Origin of the sequence: Loktanella sp. IMCC34160 (assembly GCF_004145845.1) — a bacterium.
In the GTDB taxonomy this organism is placed as follows: Bacteria; Pseudomonadota; Alphaproteobacteria; order Rhodobacterales; family Rhodobacteraceae; genus SELP01.
The window spans coordinates 105,190-127,419 of sequence record NZ_SELP01000004.1 but is presented as its reverse complement, the minus strand read 5'-3'; the positions used below and the strand labels follow the sequence as shown (position 1 = coordinate 127,419).

At 63.3% G+C, this 22,230-nt stretch carries 20 protein-coding genes; 7 read left to right on the top strand and 13 right to left on the bottom strand.

Annotated elements, in window-relative coordinates; all coding sequences use genetic code 11:
* Window positions 1-615: 615 nt before the first annotated feature.
* Together EU803_RS11755 and guaD are read left to right on the top strand one after the other, a co-directional pair.
* Window positions 616-1,458, top strand: a complete 843-nt coding sequence (locus EU803_RS11755; RefSeq protein ID WP_129683029.1) for a DUF481 domain-containing protein — start codon at window positions 616-618, stop codon at window positions 1,456-1,458.
* 153 nt (window positions 1,459-1,611) lie between these two features.
* Window positions 1,612-2,907, top strand: a complete 1,296-nt coding sequence (guaD, locus tag EU803_RS11750) for a guanine deaminase (RefSeq protein ID WP_129683027.1) — start codon at window positions 1,612-1,614, stop codon at window positions 2,905-2,907.
* Here guaD and EU803_RS11745 read toward each other — a convergent pair.
* Window positions 2,904-3,392, bottom strand: a complete 489-nt coding sequence (locus EU803_RS11745) for a CAP domain-containing protein (protein ID WP_129683025.1) — start codon at window positions 3,390-3,392, stop codon at window positions 2,904-2,906. The genes guaD and EU803_RS11745 overlap by 4 nt on opposite strands.
* Before the next feature lie 69 nt (window positions 3,393-3,461).
* Window positions 3,462-4,799 carry an 8-oxoguanine deaminase gene (locus EU803_RS11740; protein ID WP_129683023.1) on the bottom strand — a complete coding sequence of 446 codons (1,338 nt, stop codon included), beginning with the start codon at window positions 4,797-4,799 and terminating at the stop codon, window positions 3,462-3,464.
* Between the two features lie 217 nt (window positions 4,800-5,016).
* On the opposite strand from EU803_RS11740, the gene EU803_RS11735 reads away from it, so the two are divergent.
* The gene (locus EU803_RS11735) at window positions 5,017-5,655 is read left to right on the top strand and encodes a DUF1638 domain-containing protein (RefSeq protein WP_129683711.1); all 639 of its coding nucleotides are present in this window, start codon (window positions 5,017-5,019) and stop codon (window positions 5,653-5,655) included.
* Here EU803_RS11735 and EU803_RS11730 read toward each other — a convergent pair.
* Window positions 5,652-6,062 (bottom strand): SufE family protein, encoded by a 411-nt coding sequence (locus EU803_RS11730; RefSeq protein WP_129683021.1) that lies wholly within the window; start codon window positions 6,060-6,062, stop codon window positions 5,652-5,654. The two genes, EU803_RS11735 and EU803_RS11730, sit on opposite strands and share 4 nt — an antisense overlap.
* Before the next feature lie 125 nt (window positions 6,063-6,187).
* Between EU803_RS11730 and EU803_RS11725 the strand changes: the two genes are divergently transcribed.
* Complete coding sequence (locus EU803_RS11725) at window positions 6,188-6,676, top strand: hypothetical protein (RefSeq protein ID WP_129683019.1); 489 nt, start codon at window positions 6,188-6,190, stop codon at window positions 6,674-6,676.
* 2 nt (window positions 6,677-6,678) lie between these two features.
* Here the strand turns inward: EU803_RS11725 and rnd are convergent, their stop codons facing one another.
* On the bottom strand, window positions 6,679-7,839 hold the full coding sequence (rnd, locus tag EU803_RS11720; RefSeq protein ID WP_129683017.1) for a ribonuclease D: 1,161 nt from the start codon (window positions 7,837-7,839) through the stop codon (window positions 6,679-6,681).
* 192 nt (window positions 7,840-8,031) lie between these two features.
* Here rnd and EU803_RS11715 point away from each other — a divergent pair, with 192 nt between their 5' ends.
* Window positions 8,032-9,039 (top strand): Hint domain-containing protein, encoded by a 1,008-nt coding sequence (locus EU803_RS11715; protein WP_129683016.1) that lies wholly within the window; start codon window positions 8,032-8,034, stop codon window positions 9,037-9,039.
* Here EU803_RS11715 and purN read toward each other — a convergent pair.
* Complete coding sequence (purN, locus tag EU803_RS11710) at window positions 8,979-9,596, bottom strand: phosphoribosylglycinamide formyltransferase (protein WP_129683014.1); 618 nt, start codon at window positions 9,594-9,596, stop codon at window positions 8,979-8,981. The two genes, EU803_RS11715 and purN, sit on opposite strands and share 61 nt — an antisense overlap.
* Window positions 9,593-10,636, bottom strand: coding sequence for a phosphoribosylformylglycinamidine cyclo-ligase (gene purM / locus EU803_RS11705; RefSeq protein ID WP_129683012.1), 1,044 nt, complete (start codon window positions 10,634-10,636; stop codon window positions 9,593-9,595). Before purM ends, purN begins: the two co-directional genes overlap by 4 nt.
* Before the next feature lie 243 nt (window positions 10,637-10,879).
* Here purM and EU803_RS11700 point away from each other — a divergent pair, with 243 nt between their 5' ends.
* Window positions 10,880-12,340 (top strand): DEAD/DEAH box helicase, encoded by a 1,461-nt coding sequence (locus tag EU803_RS11700; RefSeq protein WP_129683011.1) that lies wholly within the window; start codon window positions 10,880-10,882, stop codon window positions 12,338-12,340.
* Window positions 12,341-12,426: 86 nt separating this feature from the next.
* Window positions 12,427-12,987: an HD domain-containing protein gene (locus EU803_RS11695; RefSeq protein ID WP_129683009.1), complete on the top strand. Its 561-nt coding sequence runs from the start codon at window positions 12,427-12,429 to the stop codon at window positions 12,985-12,987.
* Here EU803_RS11695 and EU803_RS11690 read toward each other — a convergent pair.
* The 7 genes from EU803_RS11690 to nuoL form a co-directional block, all read right to left on the bottom strand.
* A complete protein-coding gene (locus EU803_RS11690; RefSeq protein WP_129683007.1) occupies window positions 12,984-13,823 on the bottom strand; it encodes a phytanoyl-CoA dioxygenase family protein in 840 nt (279 codons plus the stop codon). The two genes, EU803_RS11695 and EU803_RS11690, sit on opposite strands and share 4 nt — an antisense overlap.
* An 86-nt stretch (window positions 13,824-13,909) precedes the next feature.
* On the bottom strand, window positions 13,910-15,577 hold the full coding sequence (locus EU803_RS11685) for a ribonuclease J (protein WP_129683005.1): 1,668 nt from the start codon (window positions 15,575-15,577) through the stop codon (window positions 13,910-13,912).
* Entirely contained in the window at window positions 15,574-16,347 is a 774-nt protein-coding gene (locus EU803_RS11680) for a type III pantothenate kinase (RefSeq protein ID WP_129683003.1), read from the bottom strand. The genes EU803_RS11685 and EU803_RS11680 overlap by 4 nt, the downstream gene beginning before the upstream one ends.
* Window positions 16,348-16,356: 9 nt before the next feature.
* On the bottom strand, window positions 16,357-17,118 hold the full coding sequence (locus tag EU803_RS11675; protein WP_129683001.1) for a biotin--[acetyl-CoA-carboxylase] ligase: 762 nt from the start codon (window positions 17,116-17,118) through the stop codon (window positions 16,357-16,359).
* Window positions 17,108-18,544 carry an NADH-quinone oxidoreductase subunit NuoN gene (gene nuoN, locus EU803_RS11670; protein ID WP_129683000.1) on the bottom strand — a complete coding sequence of 479 codons (1,437 nt, stop codon included), beginning with the start codon at window positions 18,542-18,544 and terminating at the stop codon, window positions 17,108-17,110. Before nuoN ends, EU803_RS11675 begins: the two co-directional genes overlap by 11 nt.
* A gap of 12 nt (window positions 18,545-18,556) precedes the next feature.
* Window positions 18,557-20,107, bottom strand: coding sequence for an NADH-quinone oxidoreductase subunit M (locus EU803_RS11665; protein ID WP_129682998.1), 1,551 nt, complete (start codon window positions 20,105-20,107; stop codon window positions 18,557-18,559).
* Entirely contained in the window at window positions 20,107-22,209 is a 2,103-nt protein-coding gene (gene nuoL, locus EU803_RS11660; protein ID WP_129682996.1) for an NADH-quinone oxidoreductase subunit L, read from the bottom strand. Before nuoL ends, EU803_RS11665 begins: the two co-directional genes overlap by 1 nt.
* Window positions 22,210-22,230: the final 21 nt, after the last annotated feature.

Below are 22,230 nucleotides of genomic sequence, written 5' to 3'. Positions count from 1 at the left end.
TCCTCCGGTCTTGGCGCACCATAGCGATTGCGCGCCAAGCCACAACCGCCCAAAGGCCGAACCCAGCGCCCGACGATCTGGGTTTATTACATCGACGGTGAGGGCTTCGGATTTCATCGCGAGCCGGAGGAACGGGCGTCGGAAGATGCGTCTGGATAGACAGGACTGCTGCCCCTAGAATCGGTGATGCCCATCGTATCAAGTGTTCTTGTGATCCGGGCCGGCCTAGCAATCGCAAATTGGCCGTCCCGCTGCCGTAGAATCGCGGCTGGATGACTTCGCGGCCGGAAAATGGGCCCCGAGTTCAACCCGTGAACCGCGCTTGATCTGCAAGTCCCCCGCGAAAATTTTTGTGGGCGACAGGCGGAATTCCCCCACCCGATTTCCGCCGCACCGACCCTGCGAACGAGGGGCGCCAAAATATTGGCCTTTTCGCACCGGGAATTGCTTCAAACCAGTGAGGTGGACTGGCGAACAACCGCTTATGTTGCAGGAAAATCAGGTGTGAATTGTGCTGGTTTCCTCCCCCTTGCTGATTGCGCGTTTCCGGATCATTCGACCGATGTGATGTAACGATCCCCATTGTTTTCGGGGACTGATTGAAAGGAGTTCATCATGTCTAAGACTGTGAAATTCGCCCTTGCCGCTGCAATCTCCGGCTTTGTCGTGACCGGTGCAGCCGCGCAGGAAGATCTGTTCGGCACCCAGTCCGCCGCCGATGAAATCGGCGACCTTCAGGAAGCGATCGAAGATGACGCGGACCGCCAGACCTTCACCTTCGGAAACGAAGGCCGCACTATCGGCACCTATGGCTCGGTTGCCCTTCGGGCGGTTCATTCGACCTCTGACACCTCGGACACGACCACGACCGTGGGGATTGGCGCTCAATACGGGTTCTACGACGGCACCAACGGGTCCGAGCTGAACCTGTCCTACGCCTATTCCAGCACCGGCGATGTTGTTGATCGGGACACCTTGAACGCGGGCTATGACTACACCCGCGATTTCAACGATGCCTTCTTTGGCTACGGCAACCTGAATGTGAAATGGGACCGTCTGGCCGATGAAGCCGGTGAAAACTATCGCGACGCCTTTGTCGGTGTCGGGATCGGCTACCGGATTCTGAACAGCGACGATACCCAGCTTGCTGTTAAGGCAGGTCCGGGCTACCGCTTTATCGAGGACGGTCTGGGCACCCAGATCGACGAAGCCGCCTATAGCGTCGAGGCGAACTTCTTCCAGCGCTTCAACGATACCGTTTACCTTTCGGACGATGTCCAGCTGATCGGCTCGGCGTCTGACGTGACCGTCGTGAACGAACTGGCGCTGAACGTGTCCCTCAGCGACACGCTGTCGATGCGGACCAGCTATACGTCGAAGTTCGGCGGCGCCGATTTCAACGCCCTGTCGAACAACGAAAACACGCTGGGCGCGTCGATCGTCTACAACTTCAACTGATCCTTCGGCTGCATTCCCGAAATCACCAGAGCGGGCCCCTCGGGCCCGCTCTTCCTTTTTAGCGATCGACCCCGCCTATTTTCGCCTGATGCCGGAAACTCCCTTCGGACTTTTCGGATTTACCGAAAAACGAGGGGCGGATAACGTCCGCCCATGACCCAACAACATCTTCTTCTCGGCCAGACGCTGGCCTTTTCCGGCGACCCGTTCCAGACCGCTTGGGAGGATGTGACCCATCACACCCGGCGCGGGGCTGTCCTGATCGACGGAGGCCGGATTGCGGCGGTTGGTCAGGCGGATGTGCTACGCGCGGCCAACCCACAGGTGCCGGTCACGGACTACGGCGATGCGCTGATCACCGCCGGGTTTGTCGATGCCCATATGCATTATCCCCAGACCGCGATGATCGCGAGTTGGGGAAAGCAGCTGATCGACTGGCTGAACACCTACACCTTCCCCGAGGAATCAAAGTTCGGCGATCCGGCCTATGCCGCCGACATCGCGGGCCGCACCTGTGACCTTGCGCTGGCCCATGGCACGACCACCCTGACCAGTTTTTGCACCATCCACCCCGAAAGCGTTGACGCCTTCTTTAACGCAGCGGCGGATCGGGGCATGGCGGTTGTCGCGGGCAAGACATGCATGGACCGCAACGCGCCCGACACGCTGCGCGACACGGCACAGACGGCCTATGACGACAGCAAGCGCCTGCTTCAGAAATGGCATGGGGTTGGTCGCGCGACCTATGCGATCACGCCCCGGTTTTCCCCAACTTCGACGCCCGAGCAGTTGGAGGCCTTGGGCGCGCTCTGGGCCGAATTTCCCGATTGCCCGATGCAGACCCACCTGTCCGAACAGGTCCCCGAAATTGATTGGGTCAAGCGGCTGTTCCCCGAGGCGCGGGACTATCTGGATACCTACGAAAAGTTCGGCCTTTTGGGCACCAAGGGCCTTTATGGCCATGCGATCTGGCTGGAAGATCGCGAAAGGGCGCGGCTGGCGGAATATGATTGCAGCCTTGTGCACTGTCCGACCTCAAACACCTTCATCGGGTCGGGGTTGTTCGACCTGATGGGATTGGCCAGCGCGGGGATGCGCGTGGGTCTGGCGACGGATACCGGCGGCGGGTCGTCCTTTTCGATGCTGCACACCATGGCGGCGGCCTATGAGATCGGGCAGCTGCGGGGCATAGCCGTGCACCCGGCGCAGTTGATGTGGCTGGCGACCGAAGGATCGGCGCGGGCGCTGCATATGACGGGCGAAATCGGCCATCTGGGCACCGGCGCGGCGGCGGACATCACCGTGTTGGACCTTGGATCGACCCCCGCCATCAAGCAGCGGACAGACCGGGCCGAACACATCTGGGACGCGGTGTTCCCGACCATCATGATGGGCGACGACCGCGCAGTGCGGGCGGTCTGGGTTGCTGGGGAAAAGCGGCTGGGCTAGCAGCGCCGCCCAAGAACCAAGACCCAGGTTTCGCCGACGCGGGCCAGCCCGTATTCATCGACATTGGACCGCAGGTTGTTCCGGCGGTGGCCCGTCGACGCCATCCAATCGGCCAGCACCTGTGCCTCGCCCGTCTGGCCCTGCGCGAGGTTTTCGGCGATCTGGCACCAGACATAGCCCTGCGCCCGGGCCCTGTCGCCCACACCGCGCCCCTCTGGCGACCGATGCGCGAAATAGCCCCGGCCCGCCATGTCCCGGGCGTGGGCCATCGCCGCCGCTTCAAGCATCGGATTGCGCACAACCGGGCCGGTCCCGGCCCGCGCGCGTTCGGTGTTCAACCGGCGGCCAAAGCTGTCCACTGCCCCCGGCCCGGACAACAGGGGAACCGGGTTGTCTGGCGGCTGCGGCCCGATCGGGACATAGACCGGAACGACCGCGATACAGGCAGACAGCGCAAGCGGAAGGATGAGGGCAAGAAGACGCATGGCCCCTAGTGCCGCCGACCCGCCCTGCAGGCAAGCGGCACCGGCGACCCCGGCAGGTTTCTGCCAGCCCTAGCCCGCCAAAGCGCGTGCCAGCCGGTTCTGGGTTTCGATAACACGCGGCAGATCGATTGTTGTCATCTGCCCCGCCGCAACCACCTGACGCCCCTCGACGAACAGATCCCGGACCCGCGTCGGCCCGGCCAGCAGCAGTGCGGCCGGGTCCCAGCTTCCGGCGCTTTCGATACCTGTCGTGTCCCAGATGGCGATATCTGCCCGCTTGCCCGGCGCGATACGCCCGCAATCCGGGCGACCCAAGACATCGGCGCCGCCCCGCGTGGCGATCTCCAGCGCCTCGCGCGCGCTCATCTTGTCGGCCCCACCTGCGACCCGCTGCAACAGCATGGCCTGTCGCGCCTCGGCAATCAGGTTGCCCGCGTCATTGCTGGCTGACCCGTCCACGCCAAGGCCCACCGGCACGCCCGCGTCGCGCATCGCCCGGACCGGCGCGATCCCGGACCCTAGGCGGCAGTTGGAACAGGGGCAATGGGCGACCCCGGTGCGGGACCGGGCGAACAGGTCAATCTCGGCCCCGTCCAGTTTCACGCAATGGGCGTGCCAGACATCCGGCCCGATCCATCCCAGATCCTCGGCGTACTGGCCGGGACGACAGCCGAATTTCGCCTCGGAATAGGCGATATCCTCGTCGTTTTCGGCAAGATGCGTGTGCAGCATCACCCCCTTGTCGCGGGCCAGCAGGGCGGCGTCGCGCATCAGGTCCCGGCTGACCGAGAAGGGCGAACAGGGGGCAAGACCGACGCGGACCATCGACCCTTCCGCCGGGTCGTGGAAGGCATCGACGACACGGATCATATCCTCCAGAATGTCCCGCTCCCGCTCGACCAGCGCATCGGGCGGCAGCCCGCCTTCGCTTTCGCCGATGGACATGGCACCCCGGGTTGGATGGAACCGAAGGCCCACCTCTGCCGCGGCGTGAATGGTGTCCTCCAGCCGCGACCCGTTGGGATAGAGATACAGGTGGTCCGAGGTCAGGGTGCAGCCCGACAGGGCCAGTTCGGCAAGCCCCACCTGCGCCGAGGTGAACATTTCGTCCGGACCGAACCGGGACCAGATCGGATAGAGCGTTTGCAGCCAGCCGAACAGCAGCGCATCCTGCCCGCCCGGCACCGCGCGGGTCAGGGTTTGATACAGGTGATGATGCGTGTTCACGAGGCCGGGGGTAACGACGCAGCCCGCCGCCTCGACCACCTGCGCGCCCGGCGCGGTCAGTCCGTTGCCCACGGCGGCAATCGCCCCGTCGCGGATCAGGATATCGGCGCCCGATAGTTCGCGGCGGTCGTCATCCATCGTCAGGATGGTATCAGCGTTGCGGATCAGAGTTTCTGGCATGGTGTTCCTCCCCTATGTGCCACCCCCCTTCGGTGGATATCGGGAAGGGGCGCCGCCAGAAGGGGGAAGGACGCGGCACCACGGACCAAGTTTACGAAACTCGGGGCGGGGATGGCAACCCGCATCCCCATTGATGCCGCGCCCTGCCCCGCATATGTCGATTTGCGCCGGGACCGGGGCCAGCGCCCATGGCACGCTCGGCACGAAAGGAACCGCAATGGCCGATCTGGACGACAAGGTGCTGACCGAGGACGGGCTTGACCCCAAGGGCAAGGGCCGGATCCTGCTGATCGCCTGCGGGGCGCTGGCGCATGAAATCCTTGCGCTGAAGCGGACCAACGGCTGGGACCACATGGACCTGCAATGCCTGCCCGCCAAGCTGCACCTCTATCCTGACCAGATCACCGAAGCGGTAACCGTGGCCGTGGCAGAGCACCGGGATGCCTATGACACAATCTTTGTCGTCTACGCGGATTGCGGCACCGGAGGGCTGCTCGAGGCGCGATGCCGGGACCTAGGCGTCGAAATGGTCGCCGGGCCGCATTGCTATTCCTTTTTCGAAGGCAACGACGCCTTTGCCGCGAAAGCGGATGACGACATGACCGCCTTTTTCCTGACCGACTTTCTGGTGCGGCAGTTCGATGCCTTCGTCTGGAAACCGATGGGGCTGGACCGGCACCCGCAGCTGCGGGACATGATTTTCGGCAATTACACCAAGCTGGTCTATCAGGCACAGGTGGACGACCCGAAGCTGACGGAAAAGGCGCGCGCCTGCGCGGACCGTCTGGGTCTGGCGTTTGAACGGCGGTTCACCGGCTACGGTGATCTGGCCACCACGTTGGAAAAACTGGCCTAGGCTGCGGCCGCCGCCGTTGCACCGATCCGTTCCACCATGGCCCGCAGCCCGTTCGACCGCTGCGCCGAGAGGTGTTCGTTCAGGCCAAGCCGCCCCAATTCCGCCCGCGCATCGACCTTGCCGACCTCGGCCAGTGGCAACCCGTTGTAAAGCGCCCCCAGAATCGCGATCAGCCCGCGCACGATCATCGCGTCGCTGTCGCCCATGAACCGGAACGTCCCGCCTTCGATCTGCGGGACCAGCCAGACCTGACTGGCGCAGCCGTCCACCTTGAATGCGGGCACCTTCAGCGCATCATCCAGCGGGTCCATCGCCTTGCCAAGGTCGATCACATGACGATAGCGGTCCTCCCAATCGTCAAGGAAATCGAAGGTTTCTGCGATCTCTTCAAAGGCGTCGGTTGCCATGGCGGTCCCTTTCACTTGGCCCGTGATGTAGGGGCCAGCGGCGCAAAGGTCCAGTGGGCGCTTTTCAAGAAGCCCGCGATGGGCTAGGCCTTTTCCCCAGAAAGATCCAACCGATAGGCCCGCCCATGCTGCGCCCCGCCGTGACCGCCCTTTGCCTTGCCCTGACGTTGTCCGGCTGCGCCCGTCTTGCCGACAGCCGGATGAACCCGATGAACTGGTTCGGCGGCAACCGGCAGGCAACCGAGGCGACAACCCCGCAAGAGATCAAGCCGCTGGTTCCCGAGGGTCGCAGCGTTCAGGTTGTGGATGGCCGCGTGCTGATCGCGACGGTCGATGTGGTCGAGGTGCTGCGGTCGCCCAGCGGGGCGATCCTGCGGGCCACGGGCACGGCATCGCGGCAGGGGTATTTCAACGCGGAACTGGTTCTTGTGTCGGTCGAAAACGGCACCGCCACCTATGATTTCCGGGTCGAGGCCCCCGGTGAATTCACCACCGACGGCCCCGCGCAAAGCCGCCGGATCACCGTGGCCGAACCGATCAGCGCGGACGAATTGGCGGGCATCCGCAGGATCATCGTCCGGGGTGCCTCCAACAGCCGCAGCGCCAGCCGCTGATCCTAGTCCAGATCGAAGGTGACGACCTTGCGGCCCTTGGTGGCAAGGCCGATCTTGCCATTGCACAGCGCGATGGCCGCATCGCCGAACACTTCTTTGCGCCATCCTTTAAGCGCCGGGATATCCCGTTCGCCCGCTGCGATCAGATCCAGATCTGCCGAGGTTGCGATCAGTTTCTGCGCCACATCCTCCTGGTCGGCGCGCGCCTTTAGCAGCACCCGCAGAAGATCGGCCAGCGCCGGGTTGACTTGAAGCTTTTCCCGGCTGCGGTCGGGCTGCGGCATGTCTTCGGGCGCGGTTTCAAGGCCGACCTTCACGGCGGCCAGAATACCCTCGGCGATTTCGCCCTTCCGGGCCTCGCGCAGCAGCAGGCGGGACCGGCCAAGATCCTTGTCCGACGCAGGCTTGGTCGAGGCCAGTTCGATCAGCGCGTCATCCTTGAACACCCGGGTCCGCGGAATGTTGCGGGATTGGGCATAGCCTTCACGGAACCGGGCAAGTTCCTTGACCACGGCCAGAAATTTCGGGCTGTTGGTGCGGGTCTTGATCCGCTCCCAGGCCTCGCTTGGCTTGGTGACATAGGTGGCCGGGTCGCGTAGAACGGCCATTTCCTCGGCCACCCAGCGGGCGCGGCCCGACTGTTCCAACCGCTTGGACAGCACCTCGTAGATCTGGCGCAGGTGGGTCACGTCGGCCACCGCATAGGTCAGCTGGGCATCGGTCAGCGGGCGGCGCGACCAATCGGTAAACCGCGAGGATTTGTCCAGTTCCGCCTTGGCGATCTTGCGCACCAGCGTTTCATATCCGACCTGTTCGCCATAGCCACAGACCATCGCCGCGACCTGCGTGTCGAACAGCGGTTCGGGGATCAGCCCGGCCTCGACATAGAAAATCTCAAGATCCTGCCGCGCGGCGTGGAACACCTTGACCACGTCGGGGTTGCGGAACAGGTCATAGACCGGTTCAAGCGACAGCCCTTCGGCCAGCGGATCGACTAGGATCGCATCACCACCATCCGCGTCGGAATAGGCCATCTGCAACAGGCACAACTTGGAGTAGTAGGTGCGTTCGCGCAGAAACTCTGTGTCAACGGTTACATAGGGGTGCTGGGCAGCGCGCTCACAAAACTCGGCCAGCGCCTCGGTCGTGGTAATCGTCTTCATATGGCCTGCATCATCTCAAATGGTTTGATGCTTGATATTTGAATGCGCCGGAATTGGAAAGAGCCGGGAATCAGGCGAATTTTGCCAGCGGTCCGCCTTTAGGTTGTATTTTCGAAAAATTGTACTTATTATGGCGTCACGCATCCTGGGGGGCAGGTTGCGGAGCGTGTCTTGTCCACAGTCGAGTTATTTGTGACTGGCGACGAGATTGGTTTCTTCTCGTCGGTATCAGTCAGCGGAAGTTCGAACGGCACCAAGGTCACCCTTGATGGCGGCGGTTCGCTTGGCAGCGCGACGGATGTCTTCCGGATCGTGGTCGAAGACGTTGTTGATGGGGTCACCGGCTTTGTCACCGGGCAGACGATTTCGGTCTATGCTTACCCGCCGACCAGTGACCCGGAGGTCCCCCTTTATTCCGATTACACGATCAACACCGATGACTATAACGGGCGGGCCACATCTGCGGACCACCTGATCATCGAAGGGGACGACGGCACCGCGCTGGTTATCGACCTTGACGGCGTCACCAGCCCAAGCCACCAGATCGGGCCGGGCATCGACCCGGGCCGGTATCAGGAATTCCAGTTTTCAAGCCTGCCTTCGACCCCGCCGACCTTCCCCTGTTTCGCCAGAGGGACGCTGATCGAGACGGACATGGGACCGCTGCCGATTGAGACGCTGAAGGCTGGCGATCTGGTCAAGACGATGGATGACGGGCTGATGCCGATCCTCTGGATCGGGTCCAGCACCGTTCCCGGCTATGGCGCTATGGCCCCGATCACGATCGAGGCGGGGGCCCTTGGCAATTACCGCCGCCTGCGCGTGTCGCCACAACACCGGATGCTGGTGCGCGATTGGCAAGCCGAGCTTTTGTTCGGCGATCCACAGGTTCTGGCGGCGGCCAAACACCTTGTGAACGGCCGGACGATCCGTGAAACCCCCTGCCCCAAGGTGACCTATTTTCACATGATCCTTGACGGACATCAGGTGATCTATGCCGAGGGTTGCCCGGCGGAATCCCTGCATCTTGGGTCAGAGGCGATCGAGATGATGTCGGATGAAGCGCGGGCGGAAATCGCCGCCCTCTTTCCCGAACTGAACGCGGCGGACACGCCAACGGCGCGTCCCTGCCTGAAATCCTACGAAGGGGCGTTGATCTCGCCGCTCAGGAAAACCGGGGTCCGGTCGGCGGCGGCGTAGCGGCGCAGAACAGCCGGATACAGGCGGTGTTCCTGCACCAGAACCCGCGCGGCAAGATCATCGGCCGTATCGCCCGGCAGGATCGGCACCCGCGCCTGACCAAGGATCGGGCCGTCGTCCAGCGCGGCGGTCACCTCGTGCACGGTGCAGCCGGCCTCGGTATCGCCCGCGTCGATGGCGCGCTGATGGGTGTGCAACCCCTTGTATTTCGGCAGAAGCGAAGGGTGAATGTTCAGCATCCGCCCTTCCCATTTCGCCGTGAAATCGGCGGTTAGGATGCGCATGAACCCGGCAAGGCAGATGATGTCGGGCCGCGCCTTTTCCAACACGCGGTTCAGTTCCGCCTCGAACCCGGCACGGTCCTTCCCAAAGGGGTGGTGATCCACGGCAAAGGTCGGGATGTTCAGCGCCCGCGCCTTGGCCAGCCCGCCCGCCTGCGGATCGTTCGACAGAACCAGCACCGGCCGCGCCGGGTGATCGTCGGCGCGCATACTGTCGGCCAGCGTGACCATGTTGGACCCGCCGCCCGAAATCAGGATGGCGACCCGTTTCGTCACAGAAGCGCACCCGAGTAGCGCACGCCTTCGCCCGGTTCGACCGTGCCAAGGCGGCTGACGGTTTCGCCCGCGTCCCGCAGCAGGGCTTCCAACGCGTCGGCGCGGCCCGCGTCGACGACAAGGATCATCCCGATGCCCGAGTTGAAGGTTTTCAGAAGTTCGGATTCGGCCATACCGGCGGTTTCCGCCAGCCAGCGGAACACCGGCGGCAACTCCCAAGAGGACAAGTCGATATGGGCGCCCAGACCCTCGGGCAGGACACGGGGCAGGTTTTCGGTCAGGCCGCCGCCGGTGATATGGGCCAACGCATGAACGCCGCCCGCGCGGACCGCCTCCAGCGCCTGTTTGACGTAAAGACGGGTGGGGGCCAAAAGCGCCTCGCCCAGCGTGCCATCGCCAAAGGGGTTGGCAGCGTCCCAGCCAAGGCCGGACAGTTCCACCACCTTGCGCACCAGCGAATAGCCGTTCGAATGAACACCGTTGGACCCAAGGCCCAGCAGTACGTCACCTTCGGCCACACCGGCGGGCAGGTCCGTGCCGCGTTCCATCGCGCCCACGGCGAACCCCGCGAGGTCGAAATCGCCCTTGTGATACATGCCGGGCATTTCCGCCGTTTCGCCGCCGATCAGGGCGCAGCCGGACAGTTCACAGCCCTTGGCAATGCCTTCGATGATCCGGGTCGCCTGATCCAGCTCCAGCTTACCGGTCGCGAAATAGTCCAGGAAGAACAGCGGCTCTGCGCCTTGGCAGACAAGGTCGTTCACGCACATGGCGACAAGGTCGATGCCGATTGTGTCGACGTTTCCTGTATCGATCGCGATGCGCAGCTTGGTCCCGACGCCATCGGTGGCGGCCACGAGGATCGGATCGACATAGCCCGCGCCCTTGAGATCGAACAGCGCACCAAAGCCGCCAAGGCCGGACATCACGCCGGGCCGCGCGGTGGCCTTCGCCGCCGGTTTGATCCGCTCCACCAGCGTGTTGCCCGCGTCGATATCGACGCCTGCGTCGGCATAGGTCAGCCCGTTCTTCTGTGCCATCTTGGTCCCCTTCCGGATGCTTGGCGCCCCGATACCCGATTGGCCCCGTGCATTCCAGTGTCAAACGCACAACCCGGCCCTGCGAAAATGGCGGGTTTCCCCCGTATTGATTGACCTTTTGCGCCCAAAGGTTTAGGCAGCGGCGCGTGGCCCGATAATGGGCCAAGACGATCGCGGGGCGCCCGGAATTTCGCGTCCCATCACCTGCCGCCCGAACCGTCGGGCCGCCTAGAACGGACGCATATGACCAAATTCACCGATCTGAACCTTGATAAGAAGGTTCTCAAGGCCATTGAAGAGGCCGGCTACGAAACCCCTACCCCGATTCAGGCTGGGGCCATCCCCCCTGCCCTCGAAGGCCGCGATGTTCTGGGAATCGCCCAGACCGGCACCGGCAAGACCGCAAGTTTTACCCTGCCGATGATCACCATGCTGGCACGCGGGCGCGCGCGGGCACGGATGCCGCGCAGCCTTGTGTTGTGCCCGACGCGGGAATTGGCCGCGCAGGTGGCCGAGAACTTCGACACCTATGCCAAGCATGTGAAACTGACCAAGGCGCTGCTGATCGGCGGCGTGTCGTTCAAGGAACAGGACACGCTGATCGACAAGGGCGTCGACGTGCTGATCGCCACGCCGGGCCGCCTGCTGGACCATTTCGAACGGGGCAAGCTGATCCTGTCGGACGTGAAGGTCATGGTCGTGGACGAGGCCGACCGGATGCTCGACATGGGGTTCATCCCCGATATCGAACGGATCTTCGGGCTGACACCCTTCACTCGGCAGACACTGTTCTTCTCGGCCACGATGGCGCCCGAGATCGAGCGGATCACCAACACCTTCCTGTCGAACCCCGCCCGGATCGAGGTTGCCCGTCAGGCCACCGCCTCGGAGACGATCGAACAGGCCGTGGTCATGTTCAAAGGCTCGCGCCGGGAAAAGGCGGACAGCGAAAAACGTGCCCTGCTGCGCGCCCTGATCGACGGCGAGGGCGAGGCCTGCACCAACGCGATCATCTTCTGCAACCGCAAGATGGATGTGGATGTGGTTGCCAAGAGCCTGAAGAAATACGGCTATGACGCGGCTGCCATCCATGGCGATCTGGACCAAAGCCAGCGGACCCGGACATTGGACGATTTCCGCAACGGCAAGCTGCGCCTGCTGGTGGCGTCGGACGTGGCGGCCCGCGGGCTGGATGTTCCGGCGGTCAGCCACGTGTTCAATTTCGACGTGCCCAGCCACGCCGAGGACTATGTCCACCGGATCGGCCGCACCGGCCGGGCCGGTCGGTCGGGCAAGGCGATGATGATCTGCAATCCCCGCGACGAAAAGTATTTCGATGCGGTGGAGAAGCTGATCCAGAAGGAAATCCCGCGCATCGAAAACCCGCTGGGCACCCCTGCGGCCGAGGCACGGGACGACGCCCCGCGCGAAGACAAGCCCAGGCGCAGCCGGTCCCGGTCGCGCAAGAAGGACGACGCCCCGGCGCAGGAACAGGCCGCCGCCCCGCAAGAGGCCGCCAAGCCCGTGGAACCCGCAGCAGAACCGCAGGCCGAAAAGCCGCGCCGTGACCGTGGGGATCGGGGCGACCGGGGCAATCGCGGTGGCAAGGGCGGCCGTGGCGGTGATGACCGCCAGATCGTCGGCATGGGCGACGACGCCCCCGCCTTCATCCGACTGAGCTTTGACGAACGGCGGACCGGATAGGCCCGTCCTTGCGTTCCTGACCGGAACGCCTATCTTACAAGGGTGGGCTTTGGCCCACCCAACCTTCCCAAACATTGGAAAACACTATGCTGACACATCGTTACGACGATGCGTTGTGCCTTGCCGCGCGGTTGCATCGCAGCCAGTGCCGCAAGGTCACGGCCATCCCATACCTGTCTCACCTTCTGTCCGTCTCTGCCCTTGTGATCGAATATGGCGGGGACGAGGATCAGGCCATTGCGGGCCTGTTGCACGACGCGGTCGAAGATGCGGGCGGCCATGCCACCGGCGAGGCGATCCGTGCCCAATTCGGCGATCGCGTGGCCGATATGGTCTATGCCTGTTCGGATAGCGACGGCGACGCGAAGGCCCCGTGGAAGCAACGCAAGGACGCCTATATCGCAGCGATCCCCGGCAAGGGCGACGCCCTGCTGGTGACCTGCGCGGACAAAGTCCACAATGTCACCACCATCCTTGAAGACCTTCACACTGTCGGTCCGGATGTCTTTGACCGGTTCACCGCCGGAAAGGCCGGGACGCTTTGGTATTACCAGTCGCTATCCACGGCCCTCACCGCCGCCTTTCCCGGCGCCCTGTCTGACCGGCTTTCCCGGATCGTCGACAACCTGACCGACGCCGCGCGCTAGTCCATCAGCGCATCGGCCCGCTGTCCGGCCCGTTCCAGATGGATCGGCAGGACGCGACCGTAGAGTTGCCGCGTCCGTTCGGGCGCGCCGACCATCCCCGGTTCTTCCACATAGCTGAAGATCGCCACATGGCGTGGCCTGTCGCCGCGCAGGGGCGCTACCCGATGCAGGGAATACCGTCCCCGGAACAGTTGCAGATCGCCCGGTTCCAGCCGCAGCGACACGACCTTGTCCGAGGTGCCATCCAAGACCCGCGTCACCTCGTCCAGGTTCTCGTTCTCGCGGCGGATGTTCGGGGCATATTCGAACTCCCCGCCCTCTTCCGCGTTCTGGATTGCCAATGTGACGGTGAAATTGTTGGTGTCGAAATGCCAGGGGAACCCGTTGCCTTCTCCGGCCGTGTTCACGATCACATCGGCCAGCGGGTCGGCGTAGCGGTAGAACTTCGGCTCTTCCAGGCAGTCCTTGATGAACGGCTCGAACGCCGCGAAATCATGGACCGTGCGCAGCGGGCCATCCGTGCCGAAATTGTCGGCGGGGATGAAGGCGTTCGACCGGTCAAAGAAGCGCCGGGCCGGATGCGTGTCGGGCAGGTCCGGATTGTCGGCTGTGAAATAGACGTTTGTGCGGTTGCGGCTGTGATGGCCCAGATGCGCCACGGCGTCGGCCTCGGCGCAGATCGCGGCGACACCCTCGGGCCGCAGGAACCCTTTGATCACCGCGCAGCCGTCCCGGCGCAGGCTGTCGCGCACGGGGGCAATTACTGCATTGCGGCGGGCAGGGTCGTGGATCGGGTAGCGGTCAAGGTCGATCAGGTCTTGGGCGTGATGGGTCATGGCGGGCTCCTCCTGACTTACAGGAAACGCCCGCCGTTATGCCCATGCTTGGCCCTTTGCGACCGACCCTTGGTCGGTTTCGATCGTCAGCCAAGACGGCTGATGATGACCGTCACCTCGGGTTTCTTCCCGATCTCGTTCTGGGCGGCGCGGCGCACGGTCTGCCGGATTTCCTTTTCCAGCTTGTCGTCGTCGGTCAGGGTCTTGTCCCCGGCCCGCATCAGGTATTGCGCCAGTTCCGCCTCCAGAACCTCGGCCAGCGGTTCATTGCCCCGGCCCTGTTCCGGCAGGCCCATCAGGTCGCACCACGGATCGCCCAGCGGGTCGTCGTTTTCATCCATGATCAGCGACACGGCGACATGGCCATTCAGGGCCATGCGAATGCGGTCGCGTACGATCCCGTCCAGCGCGCCGATCTTCACCGACCCGTCCAGATAGGTGCGGCCGGTTTCGATGTAGTCGGCCACCTCGGGGCGGTTGCCGGTCAGGTCGATCATCATCCCGTTCACCGCGACGACGCTTTCGATCCCCTTGGCCGTGCCCAGTTTCGCGTGTTCGCGCAGATGCCGGTGTTCGCCGTGCATCGGGATCAGGATCTGCGGCTGGATCAGCCGGTGCATGGTTTCAAGGTCAGGCCGGTTGGCGTGGCCAGATACGTGATACAGCCCGCCCCGGTCGTCGACCACGTCGACCCCCATTTCCGACAGCTGGTTCATGATCTTGATTACGCCGCGTTCGTTTCCGGGAATGGTCTTGGAACTGAACAGGAAGGTGTCGCCGTCCTTCAGGCTGATCCCAAGGTATTTGCCCTGCGCCAGCTGGGCCGAGGCCGCACGCCGTTCGCCCTGACTGCCGGTGACCAGCAGGAACAGGTTTTCGCGCGGGACAGAAACCGCATCCTCGGGCGAGATGGTCGACGGGAAATCCGACAGGACGCCGGTGGTGATCCCCGCCTCGACCATGCGGCGCATGGCGCGACCCAAAAGGCAGACCGACCGGCCCGCCTTTTTCGCGGCTTCGGCCAGTGTCTTCAGACGCGCGACGTTCGACGCAAAGGTGGTTGCCACGACCATCCCGGTCGCGTCGCGCATGAAGGCCTCGATCGGGTCGGCAAGCCCGGCCTCGGACCGGCCGGGCTCGGGCGAGAAGACGTTGGTCGAGTCGCAGACGAGTGCCTTGACCCCCGCCTTGGCGATTTCTTCCCAGACGGCCTCGTCGAAAGGTTCGCCGACGACCGGGGTATGGTCGATCTTGAAGTCGCCGGAATGGACGACCCGGCCCGCCGGACTGTCGATCACCAGACCCGCGCTTTCGGGGATGGAGTGGGACAGAGGCACGAAACCCACGGTAAAGGGGCCGGCCTGCGTCACCTCGGGCCATGGGCTGGCGGTGTGGACGGCGGCCTCTGGCTGGCCCATCTCTTCCATCTTGCGGCGGGCGTGATGGGCCGTGAAGGCACGGGCATAGACCGGCGCACCCAGACGATCCCAGAAATGGCCAATCGCGCCAATGTGGTCTTCGTGGGCGTGGGTGATGAAGATCCCGTCGATCTGGCCCTTGCGGGCCTCAAGCCACGAGATATCGGGCAGGATCAGGTCGACGCCGGGGCTTGTGTCCATATCCGGGAATGTCACGCCCAGATCGACCACGATCAGCCGTTCCTTGCCCGGCTTGCCGTAGCCGTAGACATAGGCGTTCATCCCAATCTCCCCCGCGCCACCGAGGGGGAGATAAATCAGTCGTTCATTACTCATTGAGTTTCCTTGTTGAACCTGTGGATCACGGTCAGCCCGTGCATCGTCAGGTCATCTTCAATTGTGTCAAACAGGGCTTCCCCCTGCGCGAAGAGGGGCGCAAGCCCCCCGGTGCCGACGACCTTCATCGGCCGTCCATATTCATCCTTGATGCGGGCGATGATCCCCTGGATCAGGCCCACGTAGCCCCAGAAAACCCCGGATTGGATACAGGCCACCGTGTTGGTGCCGATCACCCGCTCTGGCTGGGAAATATCAACATGCGGCAGGGCCGCAGCGCCCTGATGCAGGGCTTCGAGGCTGAGGTTCACACCCGGTGAAATCACCCCGCCCACATAGGCGCCATCTTCGGCTACCACGTCAAAGTTGGTTGCGGTACCGAAATCGACCACCACGCAATTGCCGCCGTGCCGGTCAAAAGCGCCGACTGCATTGGCTAGACGGTCCGGCCCGACCCTTGTACCCGGATCGACGCGCGGATCCACCGGCAGCAGGCATTCGGGTTTGCCCACAACCAGAGGGCGGCAGTTGAAATACCGGTCGCACAGGACGCGCAGGTTGAACACCACGCGCGGCACGGTCGACGAGATGATCACTTCGTCAATCGTCACGTCGATTTTCGACGCCTGCATCAGGGTGGTCAGCCAGACGAAATACTGGTCCGCCGTGCGCTGATGCTCGGTCGAGGTGCGCCATGTGGAAATGAACTGCGACCCGTCCCAGATGGAAAACACGGTGTTGGTATTGCCGGTATCAATGCACAGCAGCATGGCCGTCCCCTAGAAATACACATCGGCCGCGGCGATCCGCCGGGGTCCGGTTGCGGTGATAAGCACAAGGTTGCCGTCCTCGTCCACGGTGTCGAACAGGCCCGTGACCTCTTCACGCGGGGTGCGGGCGGTGATTTCCTCGCCCAGTCTGGCGGCGTTCCGCAGCCAGTCGGCCCGGATGCGGCCAAAGCCGAATTGCGACAGCTTCCGTTCCTGCGTGGCATAGGCCGAGGCAAGCGTGGTCAGGAAGACCTCGGGCGCGACGGGTTCGCCGCCTTCGTCCAGCAGGCTGACCGGGCGAAAGGTGGCGTTCCGGACGGCGGCGGGCGGGTGGCGCAGGTTTACCCCCACGCCGATCGACAGCCAGTTGACGAAGGGCCCGCCGGACGAGCTTTCCAACAGAATACCCGCGACCTTGCCGCCGTTCAGCAGCACGTCGTTGGGCCATTTCTGCGCCAGACCGCCACGGTCGGTATAGATGGCCAGAGATTCCAGCAGGGCGTTCGCGGCAAGGAAGGACCGCCGCGCGGCCTCTGCCGGGGTCGCCTCGGGCCGGAAGATCAGCGTGGCGGCAAGGTTGCCCGGCGGGTCGGACCACGGCCGCCCCTGCCGCCCTTTTCCGGCGGTCTGCCTGCGGGCCATGATCCATGTCGGACGGTCAAGGAGGCCGACGCGACGCGCGGCCTCCGCCATGGTGCTGTCCACCTCGTCAAGGATGAGGCGGTCATATCCTTCGGGCCAATGCCCGCCGGGGCTGCGATCAGTTGACAAGCGACCCGGCCGCGGCGGCGGCCAGCGGTTCGATACCGAACAGGTTCACCACGCCCACGACCATGATCAGCGCCGATCCCATAAGCATCGTCCAGCCAACCGGCGACATGCGCGTGTCGACACCATCGCCATCGCTGCCGAAGTACATGTAGAAGACGATCCGCAGGTAGTAGAAGGCCCCGATGACCGAGGCGATCACACCGGCAACCGCCAGCCATGCCATGCCCGCGTCAACAGCGGCCCGCAGCACATACAGTTTACCGAAGAAGCCCACCATCGGCGGCACGCCGGCAAGGCTGAACATCAGCACCAGCATGGCAAGCGCCTTGAGCGGTTCACGCTTGGAATACTGGTTCAGCGCGGCGATGTCGGTGACCGGGCGGCCATCCTTTTCCATCGACAGGATGAAGGCGAAGGTGCCGATATTCATGGTCACGTAGATGGCCATGTAGATCAGCATCGCCTGCACACCCAGAACCGACCCGGCGGCCAGACCCATCAGGGCAAAGCCCATGTGCGCGATCGAGGAATAGGCCATCAGGCGCTTGATGTTGGTCTGGCCAATGGCGGCCACGGCCCCAAGGAACATCGACACAACCGACAGGAAGGCGACGATCTGCTGCCATTCACCGGAGACCCCACCGAAAGCATCCCAGACCACACGGGCAAACAGCCCCATCGCGGCAACCTTGGGCGCGGTTGCGAAAAAGGCGGTGACCGGGGTGGGCGACCCTTCGTAGACGTCCGGCGTCCACATGTGGAACGGCGCGGCCGAGACCTTGAAGGCGAAGCCCGAGATCAGGAAGACCAGACCGAACAGCAGGCCCAGCGACGGTTCGTGGCTTGCCGCCTCGATGATGCCCGAGAACAGGGTCGTCCCGGCAAAGCCGTAGGTGAGCGAGGCACCATAGAGCAGAAGGCCCGAAGACAGCGCCCCGAGGACGAAGTATTTCAGACCTGCTTCGGTCGATTTCACACTGTCACGGCGCAGCGAGGCCACAACGTAAAGCGACAGGGATTGCAGTTCGAGGCCCATGTAGAGGGCCATAAGGTCCCCGGCGGAGACCATGACCATCATCCCGACGGCGGCCAGCGCGATCAGGATCGGGTATTCGAACCGCAGCAGACCCCGGCGCGCCATGTAATCCTGCCCCATCACCAGAACGGCGGCGGCGGACAGAAGGATCGTCACCTTGGCAAAGCGCGAGAAGGCATCGTCGACAAAGGCCCCGTCAAAGGCCACGGTCACGCCCGACCCGTTCATGCCGATCCACCCGGCGAGCACCACGAACAGCCCCGCGGTGGCCCAAGTCAGGAAGGGGGCGGCCTTGTCCTTGGTCGTGTAGACGGCACCGATCAGCGCCAGCATCGCGTAAACGGCCAGGACGATTTCCGGCAGGACGGTCTGAATATCGGCAGAGATCATCTTGCCTTCTCCTTAATGCGCGGCGGCGGCGGTTGCGGCATCGGCCATCATCTCGGCCGGAATGCTGGCGTGGACATGGTCGACAAGAGCGGCGACGCTGGGCCCGATCACGTCAAGGATCGGGGCCGGGTAGACGCCCAGAAGCAGGGTAAAGAACACGAGCGGGGCAAAGATCATCTTTTCCCGCGCGGTCATGTCGGTGATGGATTTCAGCGCCTCTTTCACCAGTTCACCCATGACGACCCGGCGATACAGCCACAACGCATAAGCGGCCGAGAGGATCACGCCCGAGGTGGCGACCAGCGCCACCCAGGTATTGACCTGGAAGATCCCCATCAGCGTCAGGAATTCACCGATGAACCCCGAGGTGCCCGGCAGGCCCACGTTGGCCATGGTGAAGAACATGAAGATCAGCGCATAGGCGGGCATCCGGTTCACAAGGCCGCCATAGGCCCCAATCTCGCGGGTATGCATCCGGTCGTAGATCACGCCCACGCAAAGGAAGAGCGCGCCCGAGATGAAACCGTGCGACAGCATCTGGAAGATGGCGCCGTCGATCCCCTGCTGGTTCACCGCGAAGATCCCCATGGTGACGTAACCCATGTGCGCGACCGACGAATAGGCGATCAGCTTTTTCATGTCTTCCTGCACCAACGCGACCAGCGAGGTGTAGACGATGGCAATCGCCGACATCCAAAGCACCAGATCGGTCATCACCGTGGTCCCGACCGGGAACATCGGCAGGCTGAACCGCAGGAAGCCATAGCCGCCCATCTTCAACAGGATCGCCGCCAGAACGACCGAGCCTGCGGTGGGGGCCTGAACGTGGGCGTCCGGCAACCAGGTGTGGACCGGCCACATCGGCATTTTCACAGCGAAGCTGGCGAAGAAGGCGAGGAACAGAAGCGTCTGCAACCCGCCGACAACCTGAATTCCCAGCAGACCAAAGGTCTCATGTGCGAAGACATGGGTCATCAGGGTCGGAATATCGGTGGTGCCCGCGTCCATATACATGGCGATCATGGCAACCAGCATCAGGACCGAGCCGATCAAGGTATAAAGGAAGAACTTGAAGGCCGCATAGATGCGGTCCTTGCCGCCCCAGATGCCGATGATCAGGAACATCGGTATCAGCCCCGCCTCGAAGAAGAGGTAGAACAGCACCAGATCCAGCGCCATGAACACGCCCAGCATGAGCGTTTCAAGGATCAGGAAGGCGATCATGTATTCCTTGACGCGGGTGTTCACCTCCCAGGCCGACCAGATGACCAGCGGCATGAGGAAGGTGGTCAGCATCACGAACAGCACGCTGATCCCGTCCACGCCCATCTTGTATTTCAGGCCAAGGATCCAGTCGCGTTCCTCGACGAACTGGAACCCGGTATCGGCGGCGTCGAAGCCGAAGAAGATGAACAGCGAGGCAAGGAACGTCGCCAGCGTGGCGATCATCGCAACCCATTTGGCATTGCGTTGGGCCGCCGCGTCATCGCCCCGCAGGAACAGCGCCAGAATGGCGGCCGCGATCAGCGGGATGAAGGTGGTAATCGACAGAAGACTTTGCATTAGTTCGCCCCCCCGGTGAGAACCACCCAGGTCAGGATTGCCACGATGCCCAGAACCATCGCGAAGGCATAGGTGAAGACGTAGCCGGACTGGGCCCGGCCCGCGAGGCGGGTGAAGAAGGGCACAATGCCCATCGCCAGCCCGTTGATCGCGCCATCAATGATCTTGCCGTCGCCGACCTTCCAAAGGATGCGGCCAAGCGCCTTGGCGGGCTTCACGAAGATCGCGTCGTAAAGTTCGTCAAAGTACCACTTGTTGAGCAGGAAATTGTACAGCGGGCGCTGTTGCTCGGCCAGTTTGGCCGGCCACTCGGGACGCCAGATATACATGATCCACGACAGGGCAAAGCCCAGGATCATCGCTACGAAAGGCGAAACCTTGACCCATTTCGGGGCGTGGTGTGCATCGTCCATCACATGGTTGTCGGCGGCCATATAGATGGCCCCCTGCCCCGGCGCGGCAACGGCATGACCGTCGGCGGCAGGTGCGGCGTGATCGCCTTCTTCCGTTGCGGTGGCGGCGGCATGATCGTCGGCGGCGGCGTCTTCGCCATGTCCGGCATCGGCCACGGTTTCCTCATGGGTGATCCCGAAGAACTTGTTCACCTGATCATGGTCACCAAAGAACGGCCCGTAGAACACCATGCCCGAGAAAATCGCGCCGATCGCCAGAACGCCCAGCGGGGCGGTCATGACGGCGGGGCTTTCATGGGCGTGGTCATGGGTGTGCTTGTCGCCGCGCGGCGTGCCCCAGAAGGTCAGGAACATCAGCCGCCAGCTGTAGAAGCTGGTCATCGCGGCCGCGACCACCAGAAGCCAGAAGGCATAGGCGGTGCCGCCCGCATAGGCGCTTTCGATGATCGCGTCCTTCGACAGGAAGCCGGCAAAGCCGATGGTGGTCAGCGGGATCCCGACACCGGTGATCGCCAGCGTGCCGATCAGCATCGCCCAGAAGGTCAGCGGCAGCTTCTTGCGCAGCCCGCCATAGTTCCGCATGTCCTGTTCATGGTGCATCCCGTGGATCACGGACCCCGCGCCAAGGAACAGCATCGCCTTGAAGAAGGCGTGGGTCAGCAGGTGGAACATGGCGACCGAATAGACGCCCACACCGGCGGCGACGAACATATAACCCAGCTGCGAACAGGTCGAATAGGCGATGACGCGCTTGATGTCGTTTTGCACCAGACCCACGGTCGCGGCAAAGAAGGCGGTCGAGGCGCCAATGAAGACGATGAACTGCTTTGCCTCGGGCGCGAATTCATAAAGCGGCGACATGCGGCACACCAGGAAGACACCGGCGGTGACCATGGTCGCGGCGTGGATCAGGGCCGACACCGGGGTCGGGCCTTCCATCGCGTCCGGCAACCAGGTGTGCAGGAACAGCTGCGCCGATTTCCCCATCGCGCCGACGAACAGGAGGAAGGCCAGCAGGTTCGCGGCGTTCCAGTCGGTCCAGAGGAAGTGCAGCTGCGTTTCGGCCAGATGCGGCGCCTCGGCAAAGATGACGTCGAAATTGATCGAGTCGGTCAGGAAGAACAGGCCGAAAATGCCAAGGGCAAAGCCGAAGTCACCGACCCGGTTGACCACGAAGGCCTTGATCGCGGCGGCGTTGGCACTGGGTTTCTTGTAGTAGAAGCCAATCAGCAGGTAGGACGCGACCCCCACGCCTTCCCAGCCAAAGAACATCTGAACAAGGTTGTCCGATGTCACCAGCATCAGCATCGCGAAGGTGAAGAACGACAGGTAGGCGAAGAAACGCGCCTTGTAGTTGGCCCCTTCGAAATTGTCGTCATGGGCCATGTAGCCCATCGAATACAGGTGGACGAGCGCCGACACCGTGGTGATCACGATCAGCATGATCGCAGTCAGGCGGTCCAGCCGGATGCCCCAGCTGGTGTCCAGCGCGCCGGACTGGATCCAGCGCAGGATTTCAATGTGCTGGGTGGTGCCGTCATGACCAAGGAAGACGACCCAGGACAGGATCGCGGCAAGGAACAGAAGACCGGTGGTCAGCCATTGGGCCGCCGTTTCCCCGATCATCCGCCAGCCGAAGCCCGCGATGATGGCCCCGACAAGGGGTGCGAAAAGGATTGTCGTTTCCATCAATTACAGTCCTCTTTTCGC

What these genes read in the sequence shown, in the direction of transcription:
- EU803_RS11755 (WP_129683029.1), top strand. Translation starts at nt 616, where the DNA reads ATGTCTAAGACTGTGAAATTCGCCCTTGCCGCTGCAATCTCCGGCTTT.
- guaD (WP_129683027.1), top strand. Translation starts at nt 1,612, where the DNA reads ATGACCCAACAACATCTTCTTCTCGGCCAGACGCTGGCCTTTTCCGGC.
- EU803_RS11745 (WP_129683025.1), bottom strand. Translation starts at nt 3,392, where the DNA reads ATGCGTCTTCTTGCCCTCATCCTTCCGCTTGCGCTGTCTGCCTGTATC.
- EU803_RS11740 (WP_129683023.1), bottom strand. Translation starts at nt 4,799, where the DNA reads ATGCCAGAAACTCTGATCCGCAACGCTGATACCATCCTGACGATGGAT.
- EU803_RS11735 (WP_129683711.1), top strand. Translation starts at nt 5,017, where the DNA reads ATGGCCGATCTGGACGACAAGGTGCTGACCGAGGACGGGCTTGACCCC.
- EU803_RS11730 (WP_129683021.1), bottom strand. Translation starts at nt 6,062, where the DNA reads ATGGCAACCGACGCCTTTGAAGAGATCGCAGAAACCTTCGATTTCCTT.
- EU803_RS11725 (WP_129683019.1), top strand. Translation starts at nt 6,188, where the DNA reads ATGCTGCGCCCCGCCGTGACCGCCCTTTGCCTTGCCCTGACGTTGTCC.
- rnd (WP_129683017.1), bottom strand. Translation starts at nt 7,839, where the DNA reads ATGAAGACGATTACCACGACCGAGGCGCTGGCCGAGTTTTGTGAGCGC.
- purM (WP_129683012.1), bottom strand. Translation starts at nt 10,636, where the DNA reads ATGGCACAGAAGAACGGGCTGACCTATGCCGACGCAGGCGTCGATATC.
- EU803_RS11700 (WP_129683011.1), top strand. Translation starts at nt 10,880, where the DNA reads ATGACCAAATTCACCGATCTGAACCTTGATAAGAAGGTTCTCAAGGCC.
- EU803_RS11695 (WP_129683009.1), top strand. Translation starts at nt 12,427, where the DNA reads ATGCTGACACATCGTTACGACGATGCGTTGTGCCTTGCCGCGCGGTTG.
- EU803_RS11690 (WP_129683007.1), bottom strand. Translation starts at nt 13,823, where the DNA reads ATGACCCATCACGCCCAAGACCTGATCGACCTTGACCGCTACCCGATC.
- EU803_RS11685 (WP_129683005.1), bottom strand. Translation starts at nt 15,577, where the DNA reads ATGAGTAATGAACGACTGATTTATCTCCCCCTCGGTGGCGCGGGGGAG.
- EU803_RS11680 (WP_129683003.1), bottom strand. Translation starts at nt 16,347, where the DNA reads ATGCTGCTGTGCATTGATACCGGCAATACCAACACCGTGTTTTCCATC.
- nuoN (WP_129683000.1), bottom strand. Translation starts at nt 18,544, where the DNA reads ATGATCTCTGCCGATATTCAGACCGTCCTGCCGGAAATCGTCCTGGCC.
- EU803_RS11665 (WP_129682998.1), bottom strand. Translation starts at nt 20,107, where the DNA reads ATGCAAAGTCTTCTGTCGATTACCACCTTCATCCCGCTGATCGCGGCC.
- nuoL (WP_129682996.1), bottom strand. Translation starts at nt 22,209, where the DNA reads ATGGAAACGACAATCCTTTTCGCACCCCTTGTCGGGGCCATCATCGCG.